General features: G+C 36.0%; 28 protein-coding genes, 1 other RNA gene and 3 pseudogenes. 18 read left to right on the top strand and 14 right to left on the bottom strand.

The window, feature by feature from the left end:
* Positions 1-45: 45 nt before the first annotated feature.
* Both ACXPAV_RS05165 and guaB read right to left on the bottom strand, forming a co-directional pair.
* Positions 46-972 (bottom strand): ADP-ribosylglycohydrolase family protein, encoded by a 927-nt coding sequence (locus ACXPAV_RS05165; protein ID WP_458004246.1) that lies wholly within the window; start codon positions 970-972, stop codon positions 46-48.
* A gap of 13 nt (positions 973-985) precedes the next feature.
* Positions 986-2,455: an IMP dehydrogenase gene (gene guaB / locus ACXPAV_RS05160; RefSeq protein WP_039135764.1), complete on the bottom strand. Its 1,470-nt coding sequence runs from the start codon at positions 2,453-2,455 to the stop codon at positions 986-988.
* Between the two features lie 201 nt (positions 2,456-2,656).
* Here guaB and ACXPAV_RS05155 point away from each other — a divergent pair, with 201 nt between their 5' ends.
* The 4 genes from ACXPAV_RS05155 to ACXPAV_RS05140 all read left to right on the top strand — a co-directional run bounded on the left by ACXPAV_RS05155 (position 2,657) and on the right by ACXPAV_RS05140 (position 5,249).
* Complete coding sequence (locus ACXPAV_RS05155) at positions 2,657-3,550, top strand: Dyp-type peroxidase (RefSeq protein WP_458004245.1); 894 nt, start codon at positions 2,657-2,659, stop codon at positions 3,548-3,550.
* Between the two features lie 83 nt (positions 3,551-3,633).
* Positions 3,634-4,000: a transfer-messenger RNA gene (gene ssrA / locus ACXPAV_RS05150) on the top strand.
* Positions 4,001-4,186: 186 nt separating this feature from the next.
* Positions 4,187-4,321, top strand: coding sequence for a hypothetical protein (locus tag ACXPAV_RS05145; protein ID WP_458004244.1), 135 nt, complete (start codon positions 4,187-4,189; stop codon positions 4,319-4,321).
* Between the two features lie 67 nt (positions 4,322-4,388).
* On the top strand, positions 4,389-5,249 hold the full coding sequence (locus ACXPAV_RS05140) for a tyrosine-type recombinase/integrase (RefSeq protein ID WP_458004243.1): 861 nt from the start codon (positions 4,389-4,391) through the stop codon (positions 5,247-5,249).
* Between the two features lie 38 nt (positions 5,250-5,287).
* Here the strand turns inward: ACXPAV_RS05140 and ACXPAV_RS05135 are convergent, their stop codons facing one another.
* From ACXPAV_RS05135 to ACXPAV_RS05115, 5 genes and pseudogenes are all read right to left on the bottom strand, one after another.
* Complete coding sequence (locus ACXPAV_RS05135) at positions 5,288-5,485, bottom strand: helix-turn-helix domain-containing protein (protein WP_458004242.1); 198 nt, start codon at positions 5,483-5,485, stop codon at positions 5,288-5,290.
* A gap of 58 nt (positions 5,486-5,543) precedes the next feature.
* Entirely contained in the window at positions 5,544-5,882 is a 339-nt protein-coding gene (locus tag ACXPAV_RS05130; RefSeq protein WP_080735399.1) for an IS3 family transposase, read from the bottom strand.
* Positions 5,883-5,891: 9 nt separating this feature from the next.
* Entirely contained in the window at positions 5,892-6,569 is a 678-nt protein-coding gene (locus ACXPAV_RS05125; RefSeq protein ID WP_458004241.1) for an IS3 family transposase, read from the bottom strand.
* A 17-nt stretch (positions 6,570-6,586) separates the two neighbouring features.
* Positions 6,587-6,880 (bottom strand): annotated as a pseudogene (locus ACXPAV_RS05120) (transposase); the annotation flags it as partial.
* Positions 6,881-7,037: 157 nt separating this feature from the next.
* Entirely contained in the window at positions 7,038-7,163 is a 126-nt protein-coding gene (locus ACXPAV_RS05115) for a hypothetical protein (protein ID WP_458004240.1), read from the bottom strand.
* Between the two features lie 428 nt (positions 7,164-7,591).
* On the opposite strand from ACXPAV_RS05115, the gene ACXPAV_RS05110 reads away from it, so the two are divergent.
* A complete protein-coding gene (locus ACXPAV_RS05110) occupies positions 7,592-7,744 on the top strand; it encodes a hypothetical protein (protein ID WP_458004239.1) in 153 nt (50 codons plus the stop codon).
* A 31-nt stretch (positions 7,745-7,775) separates the two neighbouring features.
* On the opposite strand, the gene ACXPAV_RS05105 is transcribed toward ACXPAV_RS05110, so the two are convergent.
* The 3 genes from ACXPAV_RS05105 to ACXPAV_RS05095 all read right to left on the bottom strand — a co-directional run bounded on the left by ACXPAV_RS05105 (position 7,776) and on the right by ACXPAV_RS05095 (position 11,344).
* Entirely contained in the window at positions 7,776-9,389 is a 1,614-nt protein-coding gene (locus tag ACXPAV_RS05105) for a hypothetical protein (RefSeq protein WP_458004238.1), read from the bottom strand.
* 53 nt (positions 9,390-9,442) lie between these two features.
* Complete coding sequence (locus ACXPAV_RS05100) at positions 9,443-10,477, bottom strand: dsDNA nuclease domain-containing protein (RefSeq protein WP_458004237.1); 1,035 nt, start codon at positions 10,475-10,477, stop codon at positions 9,443-9,445.
* A 111-nt stretch (positions 10,478-10,588) separates the two neighbouring features.
* The gene (locus ACXPAV_RS05095; RefSeq protein ID WP_458004236.1) at positions 10,589-11,344 is read right to left on the bottom strand and encodes a LexA family transcriptional regulator; all 756 of its coding nucleotides are present in this window, start codon (positions 11,342-11,344) and stop codon (positions 10,589-10,591) included.
* Positions 11,345-11,464: 120 nt separating this feature from the next.
* Between ACXPAV_RS05095 and ACXPAV_RS05090 the strand changes: the two genes are divergently transcribed.
* Genes ACXPAV_RS05090 through ACXPAV_RS05060 form a run of 7 tightly spaced genes read left to right on the top strand, consistent with a single transcriptional unit; the run spans position 11,465 to position 15,150 of the window.
* Entirely contained in the window at positions 11,465-11,656 is a 192-nt protein-coding gene (locus ACXPAV_RS05090) for a Cro/CI family transcriptional regulator (protein WP_013747125.1), read from the top strand.
* A 20-nt stretch (positions 11,657-11,676) separates the two neighbouring features.
* Complete coding sequence (locus ACXPAV_RS05085; RefSeq protein ID WP_013747126.1) at positions 11,677-11,940, top strand: CII family transcriptional regulator; 264 nt, start codon at positions 11,677-11,679, stop codon at positions 11,938-11,940.
* Between the two features lie 38 nt (positions 11,941-11,978).
* Entirely contained in the window at positions 11,979-12,701 is a 723-nt protein-coding gene (locus ACXPAV_RS05080; RefSeq protein ID WP_065233194.1) for a phage antirepressor KilAC domain-containing protein, read from the top strand.
* A complete protein-coding gene (locus ACXPAV_RS05075; protein WP_458004235.1) occupies positions 12,698-13,546 on the top strand; it encodes a helix-turn-helix domain-containing protein in 849 nt (282 codons plus the stop codon). Before ACXPAV_RS05080 ends, ACXPAV_RS05075 begins: the two co-directional genes overlap by 4 nt.
* Entirely contained in the window at positions 13,546-14,196 is a 651-nt protein-coding gene (locus ACXPAV_RS05070; RefSeq protein ID WP_458004234.1) for a replication protein P, read from the top strand. Before ACXPAV_RS05075 ends, ACXPAV_RS05070 begins: the two co-directional genes overlap by 1 nt.
* An 8-nt stretch (positions 14,197-14,204) precedes the next feature.
* Positions 14,205-14,735 (top strand): DNA N-6-adenine-methyltransferase, encoded by a 531-nt coding sequence (locus tag ACXPAV_RS05065; protein WP_458004233.1) that lies wholly within the window; start codon positions 14,205-14,207, stop codon positions 14,733-14,735.
* A complete protein-coding gene (locus tag ACXPAV_RS05060) occupies positions 14,725-15,150 on the top strand; it encodes a recombination protein NinB (RefSeq protein ID WP_458004232.1) in 426 nt (141 codons plus the stop codon). The genes ACXPAV_RS05065 and ACXPAV_RS05060 overlap by 11 nt, the downstream gene beginning before the upstream one ends.
* A 30-nt stretch (positions 15,151-15,180) precedes the next feature.
* On the opposite strand, the gene ACXPAV_RS05055 is transcribed toward ACXPAV_RS05060, so the two are convergent.
* The gene (locus ACXPAV_RS05055) at positions 15,181-15,855 is read right to left on the bottom strand and encodes a P22AR C-terminal domain-containing protein (protein WP_458004231.1); all 675 of its coding nucleotides are present in this window, start codon (positions 15,853-15,855) and stop codon (positions 15,181-15,183) included.
* A 489-nt stretch (positions 15,856-16,344) separates the two neighbouring features.
* Here ACXPAV_RS05055 and ACXPAV_RS05050 point away from each other — a divergent pair, with 489 nt between their 5' ends.
* The 3 genes from ACXPAV_RS05050 to ACXPAV_RS05040 all read left to right on the top strand — a co-directional run bounded on the left by ACXPAV_RS05050 (position 16,345) and on the right by ACXPAV_RS05040 (position 18,015).
* Positions 16,345-16,620, top strand: coding sequence for a type II toxin-antitoxin system RelE/ParE family toxin (locus ACXPAV_RS05050; protein ID WP_013747140.1), 276 nt, complete (start codon positions 16,345-16,347; stop codon positions 16,618-16,620).
* A gap of 11 nt (positions 16,621-16,631) precedes the next feature.
* Positions 16,632-16,916 (top strand): HigA family addiction module antitoxin, encoded by a 285-nt coding sequence (locus tag ACXPAV_RS05045; RefSeq protein ID WP_039093854.1) that lies wholly within the window; start codon positions 16,632-16,634, stop codon positions 16,914-16,916.
* Positions 16,917-17,139: 223 nt separating this feature from the next.
* A complete protein-coding gene (locus ACXPAV_RS05040) occupies positions 17,140-18,015 on the top strand; it encodes an IS256 family transposase, variant Zn-binding type (RefSeq protein WP_458004393.1) in 876 nt (291 codons plus the stop codon).
* A gap of 255 nt (positions 18,016-18,270) precedes the next feature.
* Here the strand turns inward: ACXPAV_RS05040 and ACXPAV_RS05035 are convergent, their stop codons facing one another.
* The 3 genes and pseudogenes from ACXPAV_RS05035 to ACXPAV_RS05025 all read right to left on the bottom strand — a co-directional run.
* Entirely contained in the window at positions 18,271-18,609 is a 339-nt protein-coding gene (locus ACXPAV_RS05035) for an IS3 family transposase (protein WP_080735399.1), read from the bottom strand.
* Positions 18,610-18,618: 9 nt separating this feature from the next.
* Complete coding sequence (locus ACXPAV_RS05030; RefSeq protein WP_458004230.1) at positions 18,619-19,296, bottom strand: IS3 family transposase; 678 nt, start codon at positions 19,294-19,296, stop codon at positions 18,619-18,621.
* 14 nt (positions 19,297-19,310) lie between these two features.
* Positions 19,311-19,376 (bottom strand): annotated as a pseudogene (locus tag ACXPAV_RS05025) (hypothetical protein); the annotation flags it as partial.
* Between ACXPAV_RS05025 and ACXPAV_RS05020 the strand changes: the two are divergent.
* The 3 genes and pseudogenes from ACXPAV_RS05020 to ACXPAV_RS05010 all read left to right on the top strand — a co-directional run bounded on the left by ACXPAV_RS05020 (position 19,375) and on the right by ACXPAV_RS05010 (position 21,771).
* Entirely contained in the window at positions 19,375-20,223 is an 849-nt protein-coding gene (locus ACXPAV_RS05020; RefSeq protein WP_458004229.1) for a hypothetical protein, read from the top strand. The pseudogene ACXPAV_RS05025 and the gene ACXPAV_RS05020 sit on opposite strands and share 2 nt — an antisense overlap.
* 559 nt (positions 20,224-20,782) lie before the next feature.
* Positions 20,783-21,076: pseudogene (locus ACXPAV_RS05015) on the top strand (helix-turn-helix domain-containing protein); the annotation flags it as partial.
* Positions 21,073-21,771: an IS3 family transposase gene (locus ACXPAV_RS05010; protein WP_458004228.1), complete on the top strand. Its 699-nt coding sequence runs from the start codon at positions 21,073-21,075 to the stop codon at positions 21,769-21,771. The pseudogene ACXPAV_RS05015 and the gene ACXPAV_RS05010, both read left to right, overlap by 4 nt.
* Positions 21,772-21,775: the final 4 nt, after the last annotated feature.

Here is a 21,775-nt window from a genome sequence, read left to right as displayed (position 1 = left end):
ATTTGTAACGAATTACCAGCAGCATAACCTGTATCTCATTCTGGTTCATACACAGGTATCGTTATCCATCGATCGTGAGATTAAATTCATAGCCAAACTTTCAATATCATACCTACGATATAACCAAGATAACCAAGTCTGAGGGATCTGGTTGATACCATAAAAAGCACCAGCAATCTGTCCACAAATTGCTGAAGTTGTATCTGCATCATCACCTAAATTTGCTGCCAATAAAATCGCATCTTTAAATGTTTCAGTATGCCAAAAAGCCCACAAAGCAGCTTCAAGGCTATTAATGACATAACCATTCCCTTGAATATCTTCGGCACTTTTTGTTTGAAAACTTAAATCAATAACTCCTTGCAATGTATCAAAACGATCAAGATCATCATCAATAACAAATAATTCAGTTTTAGCTTTTCCTTGCAGTGCATTTTGCAACAGATACGCAAAATATTCACAACTTTGTAAACAAGCTGATGAAGCGTGTGTTGTTTTAGAACTTAGCTGAGCATACTTTCCTAAATCAGGGTGATTAAAATAATATAAAGCTATTGGAGCTAAACGCATTAATGAACCATTCCCTGAATATTTAGGATTTATATTTTCACTATATGCTCGCTTGGTACGATGAAAGTTAATTAACTCTTGAACCGTATGTTTACCTATTCCAAAAGCATTACCTGTACTTGAGTTATACCCTGTACTTGCCCATAAATAGTAACGTTCTAATTGATCTATTGGATCAAACTTATCGCAATGAATAAGACTTTCTGCTAAACAAATAGCCATTGAGGTATCGTCAGTCCATTTTCCTCGTTCGAGGTTGAACTTCCCACCACCAACCATATCGGTTAGTGGTGTTTTAATCCATTTTCTTGCCTTAAACTCTAAGGTTGTCCCAACAGCATCGCCACAAGCCAATCCTAAAAGACAACCTTTGGCTCGTTCTAGCAAAGAAATATTATTCATCTCTTAAGCCTAATTACCCCATTCTATAATTTGGCGCTTCTTTGGTGATGGTAACATCATGGACGTGGCTTTCTTTAATACCTGCACCGCTGATTCGCACAAATTGGGCTTTGGTGCGGAGATCTTCAATGGTGGCACAGCCCGTTAAGCCCATACAAGAACGTAAACCGCCCATTTGTTGGTGGATAATTTCTTTTAAGTAGCCTTTGTATGGAATGCGTCCTTCGATGCCTTCTGGCACGAGTTTGTCGGCGGCGTTATCGCTTTGGAAGTAGCGATCTGATGAACCTTTTGCCATCGCCCCTAAAGACCCCATACCACGGTAAGATTTAAAAGCACGTCCTTGATAAAGTTCAATTTCGCCTGGAGCTTCTTCTGTTCCAGCTAACATTGACCCCACCATAACACAATATGCACCAGCAGCAATCGCTTTGGCAATATCACCTGAATAACGAATACCACCATCTGCAATAACAGGAATACCGCGATCTTTTAATGCTTCTGCTGCATCAGCAATTGCTGTAATTTGCGGCACACCTACCCCTGTCACAATACGAGTTGTACAAATTGAACCTGGCCCAATTCCAATTTTCACTGCACTCGCACCAGCATCAGCTAAAGCAATCGCACCTTCAGCAGTCGCTACGTTACCAGCAATAATTTGTAAATCAGGATATTTTGCACGTGTTTCACGCACACGCTGTAACACACCTTCAGAATGACCATGAGACGAGTCAATTAATAAAACATCTACACCTGCTTTTACTAAAGCATCAATTCTAGCTTCATTACCAGCTCCGGCACCAACCGCTGCACCAACGCGTAAACGTCCAAATTCATCTTTACAGGCATTTGGTTTCTGTTCAGATTTTTGGTAATCTTTAAGGGTAATCATCCCTTTTAATTTAAATTGCTCATTAACCACTAAAATTTTTTCCACACGATGACGATGCATCAAGGCAAAAATATGATCCCGATCGAATGAATTGCCTTCAGTTACAGTTACAAGTCGTTCTTTTGGTGTCATTACTGATGTAACTGGTAACGATAAATCAGAAACAAAACGAGTATCACGACCGGTTACGATTCCTAATAAATCCCCATCTTCTGAAGTCACTGGATATCCAGCAAATTTATTTTTCTTTGTCAATTCTGCTACTTCAGCGAGTGTCGTAGTTGGGCGTACGGTAATTGGATCATTAACAATACCGCTTTCAAATTTTTTCACTTTACGAACGCGCTCCGCTTGACGCTCAATACTCATATTTTTATGGATAAACCCAATTCCGCCTTCTTGTGCTAATGCAATCGCCATTTTTGCTTCAGTTACGGTATCCATTGCAGCAGATAAAATAGGAATATTTAAACGGATCTTTTGAGTAAGCTGGGTTGAAAGATTTGCCGTATTCGGTAATACGGTGGAATGTGCTGGAACAAGAAGAACATCATCGAAAGTGAGGGCTTCTTTAATTACTCTAAGCATTTGCAATATCTCTCTTTGTTAAAAGTTAATAAATAAAATGATTGAAAAATATTGCGGCGGCATTATACAGATTTTTGATTGAAATGAAAATCTCTTTTAATATTTTTAAGCAAACGTTTGCTTAAAAATAATGACTCAACCTTTTCCCCATTTGCATTATAATAACGTTTAATTATTTTTATTGAAACAATAGGGGAAAGTATGACAGCACAAACAGGCATTTTATTAGAACACTGCAAAGCAGCAATTTTTATTGAAGCAAACATTATTGATTTTTCGATAGTTGCTCAATCCTGCAGAGCTTTGGTCAAAGCAACAGAAGCATTACAACAACAATATCCTGATGCACATCTTTATAGTATTGTAGCCTTTGGTAATGATGCCTGGAGAGAGTTATCTAATCAAACTGATGCGACAGAATTAAAACCTTTTACTCAATTAGGAAAGGGAAATTTGGCAGCGCCTTCAACACAGAATGATTTATTAATTCATATTCTCTCGTTGCGACATGATGTAAATTTTTCTCTTGCACAGCAAGCGTTACAAATTTTTGGTGAAGCAATTGAGGTTAAAGAAGAAACTCACGGTTTCCGCTGGGTAGAAGAACGAGATCTTACAGGTTTTATTGATGGAACTGAAAATCCAGTAGGAGATGAATTACGCAGATCAATTGGGCTGGTGGCTGACGGAATAGATAAAGATGGTAGTTATGTATTCGCTCAACGTTGGGAACACCAATTGGATAAATGGCAAAAATTAGATCAGCAAAAACAAGAACAAGTTATTGGAAGAACGAAACCGGATAGTGTTGAATTAGATGACGTTCCATCAACTTCGCATGTTGGACGTGTTGATTTAAAAGAAAATGGAAAAGGCTTAAAAATCATTCGCCAAAGCTTACCTTATGGTACAGCAAGTGGTAAACACGGTTTATATTTCATTGCTTATTGCAGTAAGCTTCACAATATTGAACAGCAGTTACTTAGTATGTTTGGAGAATTAGACGGAAAAACAGATCGACTATTAGGTTTTACTAAACCAGTAACAGGCAGTTACTATTTTGCACCTTCTCTAGAACGTTTATTAAATTTATAGCTTAAAAGTTATTCTTTCTAATAAAGAAAGGATAACTTTAACTTTTCTTTTTTTTTCTTTCTGTTAAACTGTTGCCCAATTTTGGGGCTGATCTAGGATTCGACGGGATTAGCAAAGCCCAAGGTGCATGTCGAGGTGCGGTAGGCCTCGTAAATAAACCGCAAAACAATAGTCGCAAATGACGAAAACTACGCTTTAGCAGCTTAATAACCTGCGTAAAGCCTTCTCTCCCTAGCTTCCGCTCGTAAGACGGGGATTAAAGAGGAGTCAACTTAAACGAGATCGTGTGGAAGCCGCCGTTTGAGGATCGAAACACTAAATTGAATCAAACTAGCTTAGTTATCGCGTGTCTGTCCGCAGTGATTAAGTGAAATTAAAGACTAGACTAAACATGTAGTGCTGAAGGTAGAGGAATTTCGGACGGGGGTTCAACTCCCCCCAGCTCCACCACTCAAATATTTCATCAAGTGTCAAATGGCTCAAAATCTTAGGAAAAATAAGGATTTGAGCTTTTTTATTGCGTCATAAAGTGTCAATCGGTATCATATGAATTTAAAATTTTAGTAGTAAAAATAGTAGTAAGATTTTTAGTAGTAATATTTTTTACTACTAAAATGATGAGAAGACAGGATTTATATGGCACGAACCGTCAAACAGCTTACCGTTACTCAAATTAATAATGCAAAAAGTAGGGAAAAAGTTTACTACCTTTCTGATGGGCAAGGGGTGCGTTTAGCTATTGTATCGAGAATATTTAGCGAAAAATCTTGATCCGCATACCGTTGAGTAGGAAAAGGAGATTATCGAAAGGAATAAGCTAACCAATACGTTTGCAGCGGTGGCGCGTGAATGGCTTATTTATCGTGAGAAGATCGGTAAAGAGCAAAAGAATTATTCGGAAAGAACAAGAATTGATACGACTCGCCGTGTGAATGGGGCGATTGATGTGATTGGCGAGATTCCGTTTGATCATATTACGCTGAAGCACGGTCTTGCTGTTTTAGAGCCGTTCCGAACTGCTGGTGCATTGTTTGAATTAAAAAAACGTTATCTTGTGCTGAAAATGATTGCGGAATATGCAGAGCGTTTCGGTTATTGGGATAAGAATGTTTGGCGTTATTTGGGGACAGATTTGCCTACACCGCCAAAAGATAGTCATCACGCTGCGATACGTTATAAAGATTTACCTGATTTTCTGCAAACCTTGCGCCAAGCCAGATTAGCTTATTCTTCACTGTTGGCGATTTTGTGGGGGCTATTAAATGTCACCCGAGCAAGTGAAACCGTGAGTGCGAAACTGGATGATATTGTGGAAATGGATGGGATGCCTGTATGGATCGTCAAAGTGTCAAAAGGTGGGAAAGGGGAACGAGAACATTTTGTGCCATTAAGCAAACAGGCGAAAACCTTACTTCATTATGCCAAAAAACAGGCTAGAAATAGTTATTTATTTCCTGCGGTGAAAAGAACCGCACCGTTGTCGCATTTAAATGCGCAAACACCTAATGATGTTATTAAAACAATGGCAGGTGGGAAATTTAAAGGGGTGATGACAAATCACGGCATTAGAACCGTATTTAGTAGTTATTGTAATGATAACCGTCTTGAATTGGGGTTGGATAAGGATGTGATTGAAATCTGCCTAAGCCATTTAGATAGCGACAAAGTTCGTAATGCTTACAATAGGGCGGAATATTAAAACCTTTCAGGCTTGGGCAGATTATGTAGAGGAATATGCTAGAGGGTTGTTTGATGAGCTTCGTTCTGATGTGGCTTCATAAATTCAAGCAAATCACTTTCGGCGATGAGTACAGAACAACCAAATTTATAGGATTTGAGCTTGCCTGTTTTGATAAAACGTTGAATGGTGGATTTAGAACCAATTCCTTTTTTGACTAAATCGCTTATTGAAAAATATCGTTCGTCTATTTGCATAGTATTTCTCCAATAAAAAAGCCTAACACTAGTGATCTGACCCCTAAAAGTTAGACTGTTATTTTAAGGACTGAATTCTGTATTGAACAGGACTCAGTCCATTTAATTTTAATTGTATTCTTTCCTCATTGTAATAACGAACATATTCTTTGATAACAGATTCAAGTTCTTCAATGCTTTCGAAAGTTTTGCCATAAAAACATTCCACTTTCATCCGCCCAAAGAAACTCTCCATCGCGGCATTATCTAAACAATTGCCTTTCCTTGACATACTCTGCACAATATTGTGCTCAGCTAATAACTGTTGATAACTTGCCATTTGATACTGAATACCTTGGTCTGAATGTAATATCGGTGAGTCCCCCTCAGCTAACCGAGCAATCGCTTGTAACACCATCTGTTTTACTCATCTACCATCTGGATGACGACTACATTGATAAGCAATCAATTCATTGTTATAGCAATCCAATATCGGGGAAAAATAGAGTTTATCGCCTTTCACCTTAAACTCAGTAATATCGGTCAACCATTTCTGGTGCGGAACGGTGGCGTGGAAGTCTCGTTGTAAGTGATTCGGGGCGATGTTACCCACTTCCCCACGATAAGAATAATATTTACGTTGTCTTTTCCCTTTTACCTGCAATCCCATCACTTGGATTAATCGTTGTACCCGTTTATGGTTGATCCCCTCGCCTAATTGTTTGGTGACTCGGCGATAGCCATAATGTGGATTCTGTTGTTTGATAGCAAGAATTTGGTCGCATAATGAAGCGTTGTCATCCCTAGTCTTATCTTTACCATGTAAATGATAAAAGAAAGTACTTCTGGCTAAGTTGGCATACCGTAACAGTAAGTCTAACGGATAGTCTGCTCTTAATTCTTGGACGGCGTTGGCTTTTTCCTCATTTTTTCTCGGTCTAATTGCTGACACTTTTTTAGGTAAGCATTCTCCGTTTCTAATTCTAGAATTCTTAAGCGTAAGCGTTCTTCTTCTGTTTTCGGTGGCGGTGGCATTTTGGCATAGCGTGTTTTTTTCATCGCAGGTCGTCCTTTGGGTTTTGGGTGTAATCCTTCTATACCGCATTGTTGAAAGCTTTTCAACCATTGGTGAATGGTACTTGGATTAGCAATACCAAAATATAAATAGGCTTGTTCAACTGTCATATCTCTGTTTTGAATCGTTTGTATGACATGATATTTAAACTCTGGGGTATAGGTCCGTTTGGTATGCAGCACGGCTAAGTCCTTTATACCTGAATGTTGATATTGGGCAATCCAACGCCTTAATGTGCGTTTAGACACGGTAAATGTACGACAGGTTAAAGAAAGACTTTCCTCATGTTGAAAGTAGAAATCTACCACTTGTTGTTTAAATGTTTGGTTATATTTAGTCATAAAAAATCTGCACCTTTGTCTGTTGGATAATAAGTCCAACTTTTGGGGTGCAGATCATAGAGGGCAATATGTTGTTATATGGATAGAAACGCACTCAAGGCTAGGTAGTGCAAACACATTGAGGATAGTTGCCTTAAATGCGTTTCCTAATGCCTACTTAGCGCCTTTCAGAATACAACATATTATGCTGATAATATGCATTAACTAAGCAGGCATTAGATAACGGTTCGTGGGCTTGTTCGCCTGTTTCCCCAACCGTTGTAGCAATCTTTCGACCGTGCATTTCGCACTCAAGCTAGTAAGCAGTGCTGCCCTTGACCTACCAAACGCCTCTCTTCGTTTCTGATTTCTCAACACGTAGTACAGTTTTCTGCTCGGGGGTTACTCAACTTAACGCAGTTGATCACTTACCGCCATTGCCACGCCAATTTGTTAAAGAACATTGAGATGTTGTTATCTCGTTTTGATGCGGGTATATTACCTGCGGTTTTATTTATTGTAAATACTGCAAGTTATATAAAAATAAATTATTTGCGATAACTTTTTATAAGTATTTGAGTTTTAAGGAAATAAAAATTTTGGAAAGGCGTTTAATTGCTTAATTTTTAATCAAGTTGATATTATTGAACGGTAGAAATGAACAAATGAACTCGTTCAATGGACAAATGAACAGTTGACTTTTCAAGAAAAGTTGAGGGGAGATTAAAGATAATGAATAACAAGGAAGCTGATAAATTTCGAGGCGTTGCGAAAATGGTTAAGCAATGGTTACGCATAAGCAAGGCTAGATTTGGTTTTTATCTTTTTGATATAGCTAGACTTTTTAAAATTAAGCAAGATTTTGTGAGAAATAAGCAAGATTAGATAAAAGAAAACCGCCATAAAGGCGGTTATGTTATTGGATTATTAATCTAAAATGGTTTACCAAATCATCTTGTTTTTTCATAAGTCTATTTACATAAATTTTATTCACATCTGCCATAGATGATACCTGAGTGTTATCAATCAAACATATAATTATTTGTTTTTCCTTTTCTCCTATTAAAGTATTTATAATAGAATCATAATTATATTTATCTTGGTCATTTTGGTTAGGTGTGTCTAAAACTAGTGGAGGTAAAATTTCAGTATCATATTTAATAGCGGTATTATAAATTGCTAAATAATATGCTAAAATTGCTCTGTTACTATCTGCTGCGCCACCCTTTACAGCATTTAATATTTTATTATAATCTCGTACTTTTTTTATATTATCATAACTATTAAATGTAATAGATAGTTTGTCAGCATATTGTTTTAACTTAGAAACAAAAAAATCATTAACTGAACTTTTATGTTGTTTATATTTTTTTGCATTTTTTCTTTTAATTCCAATAATACTATTTTTTCTTTCTTCTAAGTCAAGAATATCTTGTTCTATATTAACTAGAATTTCAGAAATACCATTAATAGCCATATTTTTTATGAATTTTTTTGTATTCTCATTAATTGCTGATGAAATTTCATGTCTAAGCCCTGTAATATTTGATATTTCCTTTTCTATTTCATGTATTCTATTATTTATTTTTTGTATTTGATTCTTTTGATTAACTACATTGTCTTCTAATTTAGTTTTTAAAAAGAATAATTCTGATTTTTCAGTAATTGTATTGGAGTGAATTGTTCCACAATAAGGACATTCTATTTTGCTTGTATTTTTTCTAGCTTCTTGGTAGTCTGCATCAAATTCTTTAGCTGTTGATTCAGAAAATGCAAGTTCATTACGTAGGAATTGCCGTTCAACTATTAGATCAGATAATTCTTCTTGTAATAAATTTAAATTGTTTTCATGAGTTTCAACTAAACTTTCTAACTCTTTCAGGTTAGATCCTATATTTAACTCAAGACTTTCTCTAGTTGATAATAATACCCCTTTTTCATTGAATTTGTTGGTTAAATTTTTTGTTATTTCTTTTACTTCTTCCTCATTATCTAATTCTTGATTGCTTTTTACTTTACAAAATTGTTCAACCAAATCAACTTGAAATCTTTGGAACTCTCCCAAGTTTGAAAAAGACTGTGGGAAAAAAGAAGTCCAGCCTTTAACTTGAGAAATATAGCTAGTTAAAAAGAAATAAGCGGGTCTAGCAATCTTAGGTGTGCCAGAACGATCTTTTAAATAGATTCTATACCCTAAAATTGTAGCTATCCTTGTTTGATATTCAGAGTTATTAGTATATTCTGTTATAGAATTATCATCTTTTATATAATAAATGCCATTTGGCGTTTTGTAGAATGTATAACTTTTATCTTCTATTGACACATCTAATTTTATAAATGAATTTATCCACTCTTCTTTAAATTTTACCATACAACCTAAAACACTATATATCAAATTAAGTAACGTTGTTTTACCTGCTGAATTATTTTTAGATAAAATAAAATTCACACCATTAGTAAAAGTGAATTGGTTTCCTTCATTTTTATCCTTAGAGAGAATAGTTAGTTGTTTTATTATTAATTTTTTCATTTTTAACTGGTCTTGTTCTTAAGTTACGGATTAGTTTTCGATAAGATGCTAATTTACGTTGTTTCTCTAATATATCTTGATAATTCATAAAACACTCCAGCCTTAATAGTTGTAACGGTAATTATACTATACTTTGAGGATATGTCTTCTGAGAATTTATCTATTATTTGTATAATTTTTTTATTATCAGCACATTCTAATTTATGGAGAATATTTGAATCCAATATATCTAATTTTATTTGGGATTGAATGCTTGTAGAATTTAAATGGTGTGTACTGTATTTAGATAATTCTCTACTGATTTTCAATTTCTCAACACTACCATATAAGCTATCAGTAAGTAATTGTTGAGCTGATGTTAGATCGTAATCTTCTATATCTGTATAACGTTCTATTACTTTTTTTACTGTGTCAAAAGTCATTCCTTTTTCTTGTAATAGATCGCTATCAGGAAGTAGCTTAGCTTTTCCTTTATCATATAAATCATCTTTTAAAACAAAATAGATTGCTTGTATGTTTGTTTTTCTGTCAGGATGAATCTCTTGAATAATATCAGAAAGTAGACCTTTAACTGTTTGATCAAAACTATCTTTAGGTAGCTTAGATTTAGCAAAATAAAGTCGATCTAAGAAAGAATCTTTATCGATTTCCAATAATAAATTTTCTTCTAATTTTCTTTTATCTTCATCCTTTAATTGATGGAAACTTACTTCATTAGAACAAAAATTAAAGCCGTTTGCAGAAACTAATTTAATGGATTTTATTTTTTCAAGAACATCCAAAAAGTCTTTTCCTATTGTTAATTTATCAAGAATAGACTTTTCACTATTTTGTTTCTTTATTATATCATTTAAAGTTAAATGTTTATCATGAGCTTTAATTTGAAAAAAATGAAATTTATTATCAGAAGATATATCTTCTATAAGAATAACGTCTTCATGAAATTCAATCAGAATAGCAATATCTTCGTTTTTTCTTGAAGTTTCTAAAAGAGTATAAATTGCCCAGTGGTATTGATAATCATAATTTTTAAATGTATCACTACCAGAAGTTTCTCTTTGTTTTATTTCTTTTAGTTTATTTAGCATAAGGGATTAAATGTGTAAAAATATTATATTTAGTTTTTCTCATATATTACATTATGATAAATTCATTGATTTTATTATGTTGTAGTAGCTATCAATATATGAATTTTCTCATTACCCAATAAAATTCAACTTTTGGCTTTGATGAACGATCACTTTCCCTTGAATAAAGAGTTGGTTTTCATCATCAATGTCCCATTCTTTGTAAGTTTTGTTATCAGATAACACAAGGAATTTCTCGCCTATACGTTGTAACCGCTTAATATATAAAGCATTTTTATAGTTGAAAATATAAACGCCATCACCATCAAATGATTGAATTTTGATATTAACAAACACCATATCGCCAGAATTGAAGGTTGGTGCCATTGAATCGCCTTTGATATTGATTACTCTAATACCGTCAGGGTTGATACCTCTAAATAACGTGTAATATTGTTCAGGGACGTAATAAAGACGGCTCACCACTTCAACAAGATCGCCTGTTGAACCGTTACCAGCACTGGCTTCTACATTGAGTACGTCAATAACAACTCTTTCATCTTTGCTGTTTTGTTCAGCCATTAAAAGATTAATTTGATCTTGGTCGATAGACTTTGCCATATCAGCGATCTCTAGTGCTAGTCTTTCGCTGAATGTACTAACAGTTACTCTCAACAGTTTCGCAAATTTTGTTGCAATATAAGCATTTAAGGCATTGATACCATTTAAATAATGGTTTATTGCACTTTGGCTCATTCCAAAATATTCAGCCACCTCAGCTTGGCTTAAATTTAATTCTGCTTTTTTTTGTTCAAAAATTTTTTTCAGTTCTGCACATTCGTTTTTTTGTTCTTCTGTAAGTGCTTTTTTCTTTGTTGATATAGACATAACGTCCTCCTATTTTGAGTAATCCTATAACCGTTGGTTATAAAAGTAAAACAACCGTCAGTATTTACAAATAAATTATTTGCGGTAATATATGTTTTTATTTATCCCTAGCGAGGTTCTATGAAACGAATTTCACTTTCTGAATATGCAAATAAGCACGGTCAGTGGAAAACTGCTAAAGATTTAAATGTAACTCAGGCTGCAATTAGTAAAGCAATACAAGCACAGAGAAATATTTATTTGTTTGTTGATAAGAAAGGTAATGCAGTTCGAGGGGAAGAGTTGCGTCCTTTTCCGCATCAACAAAGTTAATGTAATTAAAAGGAACTGCAATGGCACGCAATGAATTAAGCAAATCTGCAATGAGAATTGCGGATTTAATCAGAAGAAAATCTGTTGAGAGAACAGATAAAGAAATCGCAGAAAGTATTGGGGTAGATCCAAGCACACTTTGTCGATTCAAAGCCGATCATCTCGATAAGTTTTGTGCTTTTTTAGATGAACTAGGTTTAGTCGTCAGAGAAAAGCATAGCGATGATGAAGAGAGGAAAGCATTAATCACTTTAGCTAAAAAAGCGATTGATGAGATGGAGTAATAAAAAACCACCGTTGCAGCGGTGGTTTAGGAGGTTAAATGAACCAATTAATTAAAATTGATAATACAGAAATTAGACAAGACGGTCAAGGACGATATTGTCTAAACGATTTACATCGTGCGAGTGGTGGAAATCCTATTCACGCACCTGCCCAATTTTTTAGAACGAAATCTGCTCTTGATTTTGTACAAGCTTTAACCGATATGCAAATTTGCACATCGCCTATCAAAACAATAAAAGGTGGTATTGAACAAGGTACTTATGCTTGTAGAGAGTTAGTTTTTAAATATGCTGCTTGGATCAATGCTGAGTTTGAAGTAAAGGTTTACCAAGTATTTAATGCTTATACTAAAGGTGAATTACAGCCAACTCACCAAATCCCCCAAACATTACCCGAAGCCTTGCGCTTAGCCGCAGATTTAGCGGAGCAAAATCAAACATTAGCTTTAGAAAATAAAGAACTAAAACCAAAAGCCGCATTTGTCGATCATTATGTTGAAGTCGGCACAAGTAAATCGCTGCGAGAAGTGGCAAAGATTTTGAAAATGCCAGAAAAAGCAATGATCGATCGTCTTATTAGTGATCGTTTGTTATATCGCCAATCAGGAAAATTATTGCCATTCGCTACTGAGAAAGTTAAGCCACTTTTTACGGTGAAAACGGGAACGGCTGAACACGGACATAACTATACGCAAACTCGAGTTACCGCTGAGGGTATGCGTTTTATTGCTGAACAATATGCAACGGAGTTGATGTTATGAGTATGTTATTAATGGTTAAAGCAATGCAGTGTAAAGTTGGGAATGCTACTCGTAAGTTGGTATTACTGAAATTAGCGGATAATGCCAATGATAACGGCGTTTGTTTCCCCTCTTATCAACATATTGCAGATCAGTGCGAGATTACTCGCCGCAGTGCGATCTCGCATATTGAGGCATTGATAGAAACGGGCTTTGTTGAGAAAAAAACACGCAAAACGCCAGAGGGTAACACCTCAAATTTATATGTGTTACACCTTGATCGAGATAGTGAAAATTCTGCACCACCTAGTGAAAATGATTCGCTAGGGGTAGTGAAAAATTTACACCACCCTAGTGAAAATATTTCACCAACCCCTAGTGAAAATATTTCACCCAGAACTAGTCACTCTATTAACCAGTCAATTAACCATATTTCTTCGTCCGAAAAAATTTCGGACGGCGGTGATGGCAAAAAATCTAAGTTTAAATTTTCTGACGATGATATGAGGGCTGCGCATTGGATTTTTGAAAAAATCCAAAAACTGAAACCAACGCTTGATCCAAACGCTAAGCCTAAAGGTGGTTTTGAAAAATGGGCTAATGAAATCCGTTTAATGCGTGAACGTGATGGAAGAACACATTTCGATATTTGCGATTTATTCCAATGGGCAAATCAAGATGACTTCTGGAAGACTAATATTCTTTCGCCTACAAAGCTTAGGGAACAGTGGGATCAGCTGATTATCAAGCGTAACAATCGTAAATCGACTTTTGACACAAGCATAGCCGGCTTTGATAAACGCAATAATAATTCAAAATGGCGTGAGGAATTAGAGGATGAAATCGCCAGAGGGGTAATGTTGTAATGAATAATTTAAACCCAAAATTAACCATTGCTCCTTTTGCGGTTCAACGAAAAAATGCGGAACAATGCAAACAGTTCATAGAATCTGTTATGAATGATTTATTTAAAAAACTTACGGCAAGTTGTCCAAAGTTATTAACAATGACCGAAGATCAATTAAATACGCTAAAAAAGCAATGGATATACGGTTTTGTTGAAAACGGCATTAATACCATTGAGCAAATACAAGACGGAATGAGAGCAGTGAGAGCCAAAGAAAATGGTTACTTACCTAGTGTTGGCGAATTTATTGCTTATTGCAAGCAAGGCGAACGTAAGCGTTTAGGTTTGCCTGATGAAGCGGAATTGAAATATCGCTTAAATAAATTCCGATCTAACGGCGGTTTTTACAACATTGAAAATTTTGAATTTATATCAACCTCTGAATATTGGTTGATTACCAAAATTGCCAATGACGCACAGCAAAAAGCGCACACCGAGATGCAAGAGGATAAGGCGATTAAAAAAGCCTTAGAAGAAATGGCAAATCGTTTAAAAAGCGGTGTGAAATTGCCTGAGCCTGTAAGAACTATCGCTAAAGAAACCACGTTTAAGCCGCATAATCCACAAGCGGTAAAACGCTTTTTTAATCGTCCAGAATTACAGTTTTAGGAGAAGAAATGGAGTTTGACAAAGACGCTTACCGCACCCCGATTTATTTGTACAACTGGCTACACCGCCGTTTTAAGTTTGATATTGATGGTTGCGCCGATGAAAAAAATTATTTGGGGAATTTTTACATAGGCAAAGGCGGCGTTGCAGAAGATTTTTTAGCGTTTGATCCGTTAGAAATAGTGTGTGATTTTGCCGATCATACTCTCTCATTTTTCGTCAATCCGCCGTACTCCAACCCGTTGCCGTTTGTGAAACGAGCGGCAGAGCTTAAGGCTCAGGGCTTTTTGGTGGTGATGTTATTGCCGGCAGATAAATCAACAGCGTGGTATAAGGTGATTGAAGAAAAGGCAACAGAGGTCATTGATATTGTCGGTGGGCGCATTAGTTTTCTTCATCCGTTGACTGGCGAAGAAGTGAAAGGCAACAACAAAGGCTCAATGGTGGCAGTGGCAGTGTTCGACCCGACAATGCAAGGCTTTGTTACCCGTCAAGTAAGTTTGGATTTTGTGATGAAGTGTGGTGGGTATGGAAACTAAACAACGTTTTTTCTTGCGTAACAGACGCATACAAGCGAATGCCATTGGGGTAATCCATTCCCTTACTTTAGATGAACAAAATCCCGTCGTGGTGGAAATAAAGCCCTTAACACGCACGTTAGCACAGAATGCAAAACTTCACGCAATGCTTGGCGATATTGCGAAACAATGCGAGTTTCAGGGGAAAAAACGTGACATTGAAACGTGGAAAATGATTATGGTGTCCGCTCACAAAATCGCAACGGGTGGGCAAGCAGAAATGGCAATCGGGCTGGAGGGAGAGGTGCTTAATTTGCGTGAAAGCACGGCACAAATGGGAGTGAAACGGTTAGCCAGTTTGATTGATTATGTTGAGGCGTGGGGTGAGGTGAATGGCGTGAGATTTAGCAACAAGCAAGGGTTTTACGGCTATTAAAAACCGCACCGAAGTGCGGTTGGATTAGGGTTAAAAATTGTTGCGGAGTTGTGGTCGTTTTTGTTTATCCGCAAATTGTCTTAGCCTTGGTAGGCTGCGAGTCCAGTTGTTATCTTTGTGTGGCTCAAAGGCGATTTCTTGAGTGAGTTTGTTTAGGAGTTGGTTGGCGTCTGCCAAAACAGGACTAAATTCCGCTACAAGTGAATGTGCTTTAGGTGCAAATGAAGAGCCGAGTTGTTGTAAGGCTGGGTTAAGGTGTTTGATTAGCTGTTGTTGTTCAGACATCGCAATCCATAACCAGACAAGAGTTTGTAGCTCATACTCAGAGAGTTCAGTTGAGAATGTTTTTTCAGGCTCAGGCAAAGCGAGTTGTTGGGGGTGTGTGCCAATGCTGTTGAGAGCCATAAAAGCACGGATCACTTTGAGATGAAAAGCTGCACTTATCCACGCAGCGTAGGCGATAACGAGTTCTTGGCAAGCGTAAGTGCTAGGATTTTTGCCTCCTCGAATTGTTTTAACAGCCAAAGTAGGAAATCCTACTTTGCTATTTTCGATCTCTAAAATGAGATCTTTAGTTTGTTGATTTGATAAAAATAAAGCTGGTTTATGTTTAGCTTCTGAACCGCTAGATTTATGAAAATCAGTTAAAGAATAGAGATTATCTAAAGTGCGAATAGATGTGTTGAGAATGGTTAAATTTGACATAGTAAACTCCGATTTTAATTTTGAGATTAACTCCACTTTTGAGAGTGGTGTCGAGAGGCTCAAAAGCCTGTTCGGTCAGGCTGGAGTTATTTCCCTTTCGGGTATTGTATTCCTCGCCCTCTCGACATTGAGTAAATATACCGTTTTTCGTTTACTAAAATTGGCTGAGAAAAGGAGAAACACCAAATTCTAGATACAAAAAAAACGCATTGGATTTCGGTTGCGGATTACCGCCGATTTTAGGTTTTGAGACCTGTGTTAAATCCTACGCTTGACCGAGGAGATTGTCAAGCGTGGGGAGGTTAAATGGATAATGCTAATGGATGATGAGCAATTTTAACTTTATTTAAACTCTGTTGAAAACGGGGGTTATGGTTGAGCTCCCATAAATCATTATGGGTTTGTAAGTTAAGCCAAAATAAGTGTGTTTTTCTTGCGTAGTAGATGAATTGCGTGATATATTTATATCACATAAAAGAGGAATGAAATATGATTAAGAGTTTTAAACATAAAGGATTGGAACAATTCTTCAAAAAAGGAATTACAAAAGGATTGAGACAAGACCATGTGCGAAAGATTAATGGTATTTTATCTCTTGTTGATCGTGCTAATACGGTCGAAGAATTTATTCAATTTTATCAATGCCACGAATTAAAAGGTGACAGAAAAGGAATATATTCAATGACTGTTAGTGGAAATTACCGCATTACATTCGAATTTATTAATGGTGATGCGTATATTTTAAATTACGAAGATTATCATTAAAGGAGGTATTTATGCGTAAACCAGCACATCCAGGTGAAGTATTATTAGATGGTTTTATTGAACCGAACAAAATAAAAGTGTCTGAATTAGCAGCCCATCTTGGTTTTTCTCGTGAAACTTTATCAAGAGTATTGCATGGTAAAACTGCAATGACAGCGAATTTAGCTATTGCACTCGAGGAGGCGGGAATTAGTACAGCAAGATTATGGTTGTCTTTACAGACAGATTATGATTTGTGGGAATTAAAACAGAAAAGAGAACATCATATCAAACCATTTAATTTTGCTGTTGCGTAAAAATAAGAAGTATAGTTGATTTGTCCGGACTAAAAGTATATATTGTTAGCTATGGTGTGTTTTTTCGCGCTTGAAACACACAAATATTTTTTCTAACCCTAGGCAGCAATGCCTGGGTTTTTTTATTGCCTCAAAAAAGGAGGGCATAGTAGACAAAATTGTTGCTAAAAAGTGGCTTAAAGCCTTATAGTACAAGGCTTTAAGCCCTCTTTTTGAAATATGAATAAAAAACTGCCCATTTTGCCAAAGTGCAGAAATAAAGAAACATGGCAAATTAAATAATTTTCAACGTTATTTTTGTCACCAATGCCATAAAACATTTACGTTCAAAAAGAAATTAGAGCCAATAAAAATTTGGTCTGATTACACTTGTGGAAAACAAACTTATCAACAACTTGCAATTAAATATCATTGTTCCGTTAGAACCATTCAAAGATATATAGATAAATCCCCCAAAACACCCTTAAAATTACCTCAAAATCGATACCTGAACATTATTATGGATACCACCTTTTTTGGTCGCTATTTTGGTGTTTTAGTGCTGATGGATTCAAAAACAAATAAGGTAGTTTGTTATCACTTTATACGAACAGAAAAGGATATTTATTACAAATTAGCATTAAATCGACTAAGAGAAAAAGGCTATATAATTCAAGCTATTACTTGTGATGGGAGAAGAGGATTAATGAAAGATCTTTTTAATACTCCGGTACAGATGTGTCAATTTCATATGATAGCTATTGTAATGAGAAAATTAAGAAAAAAACATCAATCATCAGCAGGTAAGGAATTAAAAATTATCACTAAAACAATAACAGAAAGTACAAAAAATGAATTTTATCTTCGCTTACATACATGGTATTTAAAGCACGAGATTTTTTTAAAAGAACGAAGTGAAAAAGCGAATGAAAAAGGCTATTTCCCATATAAGCATCGAAACATAAGAGGCGCTTATGCCAGTTTAAAATGGTATATGAATTATTTATTCTATTTTGAAAAGTATACTGAAATAAATATTGAAAAGACGACAAATAGGATTGAAGGATTATTTAAACATCTAAAACGTCAATTAAATAATCATAATGGCTTAACAAAATAGCATAAGATTATGTTTATAAAGGATTTTTTAAATAAAAAGAGTTGCTAATATTTTGAAAAATAAATATTAGCAACAAAATTGTCCACATGGCATAGTTTTTGATAGATCAGCAACAATTTTGTCTACTATGCCAAAAGGAGGCTGAGGAATGAAAATGCCTGAAAAAGATCCGAATGTATGGCTCATTGTTTGGGTATACATTCAGCAAAACTATAATGCCATCGCAGGATGATCTGACCCCGAAAAGTTGGACTGCTATTTTAAGGACTGAATTCTGTATTGAACAGGGCTCAGTCCATTTAATTTTAATTGTATTCTTTCCTCATTGTAATAACGAACATATTCTTTGATAACAGATTCAAGTTCTTCAATGCTTTCGAAAGTTTTGCCATAAAAACATTCCACTTTCATCCGACCAAAGAAACTCTCCATCGCGGCATTATCTAAACAATTGCCTTTCCTTGACATACTCTGCACAATATTGTGCTCAGCTAATAACTGTTGATAACTTGCCATTTGATACTGAATACCTTGGTCTGAATGTAATATCGGGGAGTCCCCCTCAGCTAACCGAGCAATCGCTTGTAACACCATCTGTTTTACTCATCTACCATCTGGATGACGACTACATTGGTAAGCAATCAATTCATTGTTATAGCAATCCAATATCGGAGAAAAATAGAGTTTATCGCCCTTCACCTTAAACTCAGTAATATCGGTCAACCATTTCTGGTGCGGAACGGTGGCGTGGAAGTCTCGTTGTAAGTGATTCGGGGCGATGTTACCCACTTCCCCACGATAAGAATAATATTTACGTTGTCTTTTCTCTTTTACCTGCAATCCCATCACTTGGATTAATCGTTGCACCCGTTTATGGTTGATCCCCTCGCCTAATTGTTTGGTGACTCGGCGATAGCCATAATGTGGATTCTGTTGTTTGATAGCAAGAATTTGGGCGCATAATGAAGCGTTGTTATCCTTAGTCTTATCTTTACCATGTAAATGATAAAAGAAAGTACTTCTGGCTAAGTTGGCATACCGTAACAGTAAGTCTAACGGATAGTCTGCTCTTAATTCTTGGACGGCGTTGGCTTTTTCCTCATTTTTTCTCGGTCTAATTGCTGACACTTTTTTAGGTAGGCATTCTCCGTTTCTAATTCTAGAATTCTTAAGCGTAAGCGTTCTTCTTCTGTTTTCTGTGGCGGTGGCATTTTGGCATAGCGTGTTTTTTTCATCGCAGGTCGTCCTTTGGGTTTTGGGTGTAATCCTTCTATACCGCATTGTTGAAAGCTTTTCAACCATTGGCTAATAGCACCCGAATTAGCAATTCCAAACTGTAAACAGGCTTGGTCAGCTGTCATGTCTCTGTTAGAGAATGATAATCCTGTAGAAACGATAAGATACAGCGCCAATTACCGAATCAAACTTACTGGGCTAAGCGTTGATACAGCCTATCAAATTAATCAAAATCCTAAAATTTTAGTTTCATCTAGTGTTACAGAAATCACTTTAGCTGCGGATAATCAGCAGTTTAATATTGGAGAAAATGAGATACGTTTCTATCTAGAAAATGGTGCATTTTTCACAAAATACCGCTTTTTTATTGAACCTATTGATTATGATGTCCAAAATAAAGAGCGTTTTGCCGTAATTAATGCCGCCACTGCCTCAGAATTTATGAAACAACTTAAGTTATTGCCATCTACAAAAAATGAAATCTACGCACCTAATTTAACAGAAATGGAACGAGTCAAAGTGGTAAATTATTACGCTCAAGAAATTGATGAGAATATCAACCATTATAGAATTTATGAGTGTGAAGATGGGAGAAATATCAAAGATGAACGACTTGATGTCATTTATGACAAGCTTGATCAGGGCATTAAGTTAAGTTACACGCTATATCCAACTTATGGCATAACTATTAAACCTAGCCCAAGTGATGTTGGTATTGATGATAAGCGTGCTGTAGAATTACTTACTTCTTACGCTCAATCAAACCCGGAAGATCAATTATTAAAACGAGGTTGGCAAGTGGCGACATTGACATATAGCGATGATTTCATTAGTGAGGGTAGTAGAGATGATCGTGATACCTACTTAGAGGCAGATTCTTTGATACCATCTTCCGAAGGGGTATTATGGCCACATCATCAAAAAACTTTTGAATTCACAGGAAAAGGTGGTTATCCAATTGAGATTGGATAAAACCTTTAAAGGACTTTAAAAGTAATTTCCCTATTAATTGTGAAATACTAAATTACAAGGAAGCAGTGCTGAAGTAGAGCAGCAGTTATTGAGATAATTTACATAGCATAATTGCGCTATGTAATCGGAATAAAAAACATAGATCAAGCCTTTTCTAATGCGGGTTTATGTCATATGTTGCCTTTATGGTAAGTGTACGATGAAATACACAGTAATTTACCAACTGCTTTTAGGCGGTAGTAAAACGATGGAATCCATATCTTTGTATGGTAGATATTATCAAATAACGGGCAAATAAAATTAATATGATTTTACTAGTATAACTGTGATTTAAACCAATTAATCTTTGTTGACGGTATGAATGACGGTATTTTTTAATGTATTTTAATTTATATTATTGATTTAGTTTATTTTAGTTTTGTTGATACAATTGAGTAGGTAAAATCTTCGTATTTCATAACATATCACTATATTTCAAAATAAAGATAAAGCCTTGTTATGATCTGCACCCCAAAAGTTGGACTTATTATCCAACAACATACAGAGGTGCAGATTTTTTATGACTAAATATAACCAAACATTTAAACAACAAGTGGTAGATTTCTACTTTCAACACGAGGAAAGTCTTTCTTTAACCTGTCGTACATTTACCGTGTCTAAACGCACATTAAGGCGTTGGATTGCCCAATATCAACATTCAGGTATAAATGGCTTAGCCGTGCTGCATACCAAACGAACCTACACCCCAGAGTTTAAATATCACGTTATACAAACGATTCAAAACAGAGATATGACAGCTGACCAAGCCTGTTTACAGTTTGGAATTGCTAATTCGGGTGCTATTAGCCAATGGTTGAAAAGCTTTCAACAATGCGGTATAGAAGGATTACACCCAAAACCCAAAGGACGACCTGCGATGAAAAAAACACGCTATGCCAAAATGCCACCGCCACCGAAAACAGAAGAAGAGCGCTTACGCTTAAGAATTCTAGAATTAGAAACGGAGAATGCTTACCTAAAAAAGTGTCAGCAATTAGACCGAGAAAAAATGAGGAAAAAGCCAACGCCGTCCAAGAATTAAGTGCAGACTATCCGTTAGACTTACTGTTACGGTATGCCAACTTAGCCAGAAGTACTTTCTTTTATCATTTACATGGTAAAGATAAGACAAGGGATGACAACGCTTCCTTATGTGCCCAAATTCTTGCTATCAAACAACAGAATCCACATTATGGCTATCGCCGAGTCACCAAACAATTAGGCGAGGGGACCAACCATAAACGGGTACAACGATTAATCCAAGTGATGGGATTGCAGGTAAAAGGGAAAAGACAACGTAAATATTATTCTTATCGTGGGGAAGTGGGTAACATCGCCCCGAATCACTTACAACGAGACTTCCACGCCACCGTTCCGCACCAGAAATGGTTGACCGATATTACTGAGTTTAAGGTGAAAGGCGATAAACTCTATTTTTCCCCGATATTGGATTGCTATAACAATGAATTGATTGCTTATCAATGTAGTCGTCATCCAGATGGTAGATGAGTAA

The sequence above is a fragment of the Gallibacterium sp. ZY190522 genome, from assembly GCF_054166015.1.
The sequence above is the reverse complement of the archived record's forward strand: the minus strand, read 5'-3'. Positions and strand labels throughout refer to the sequence as shown.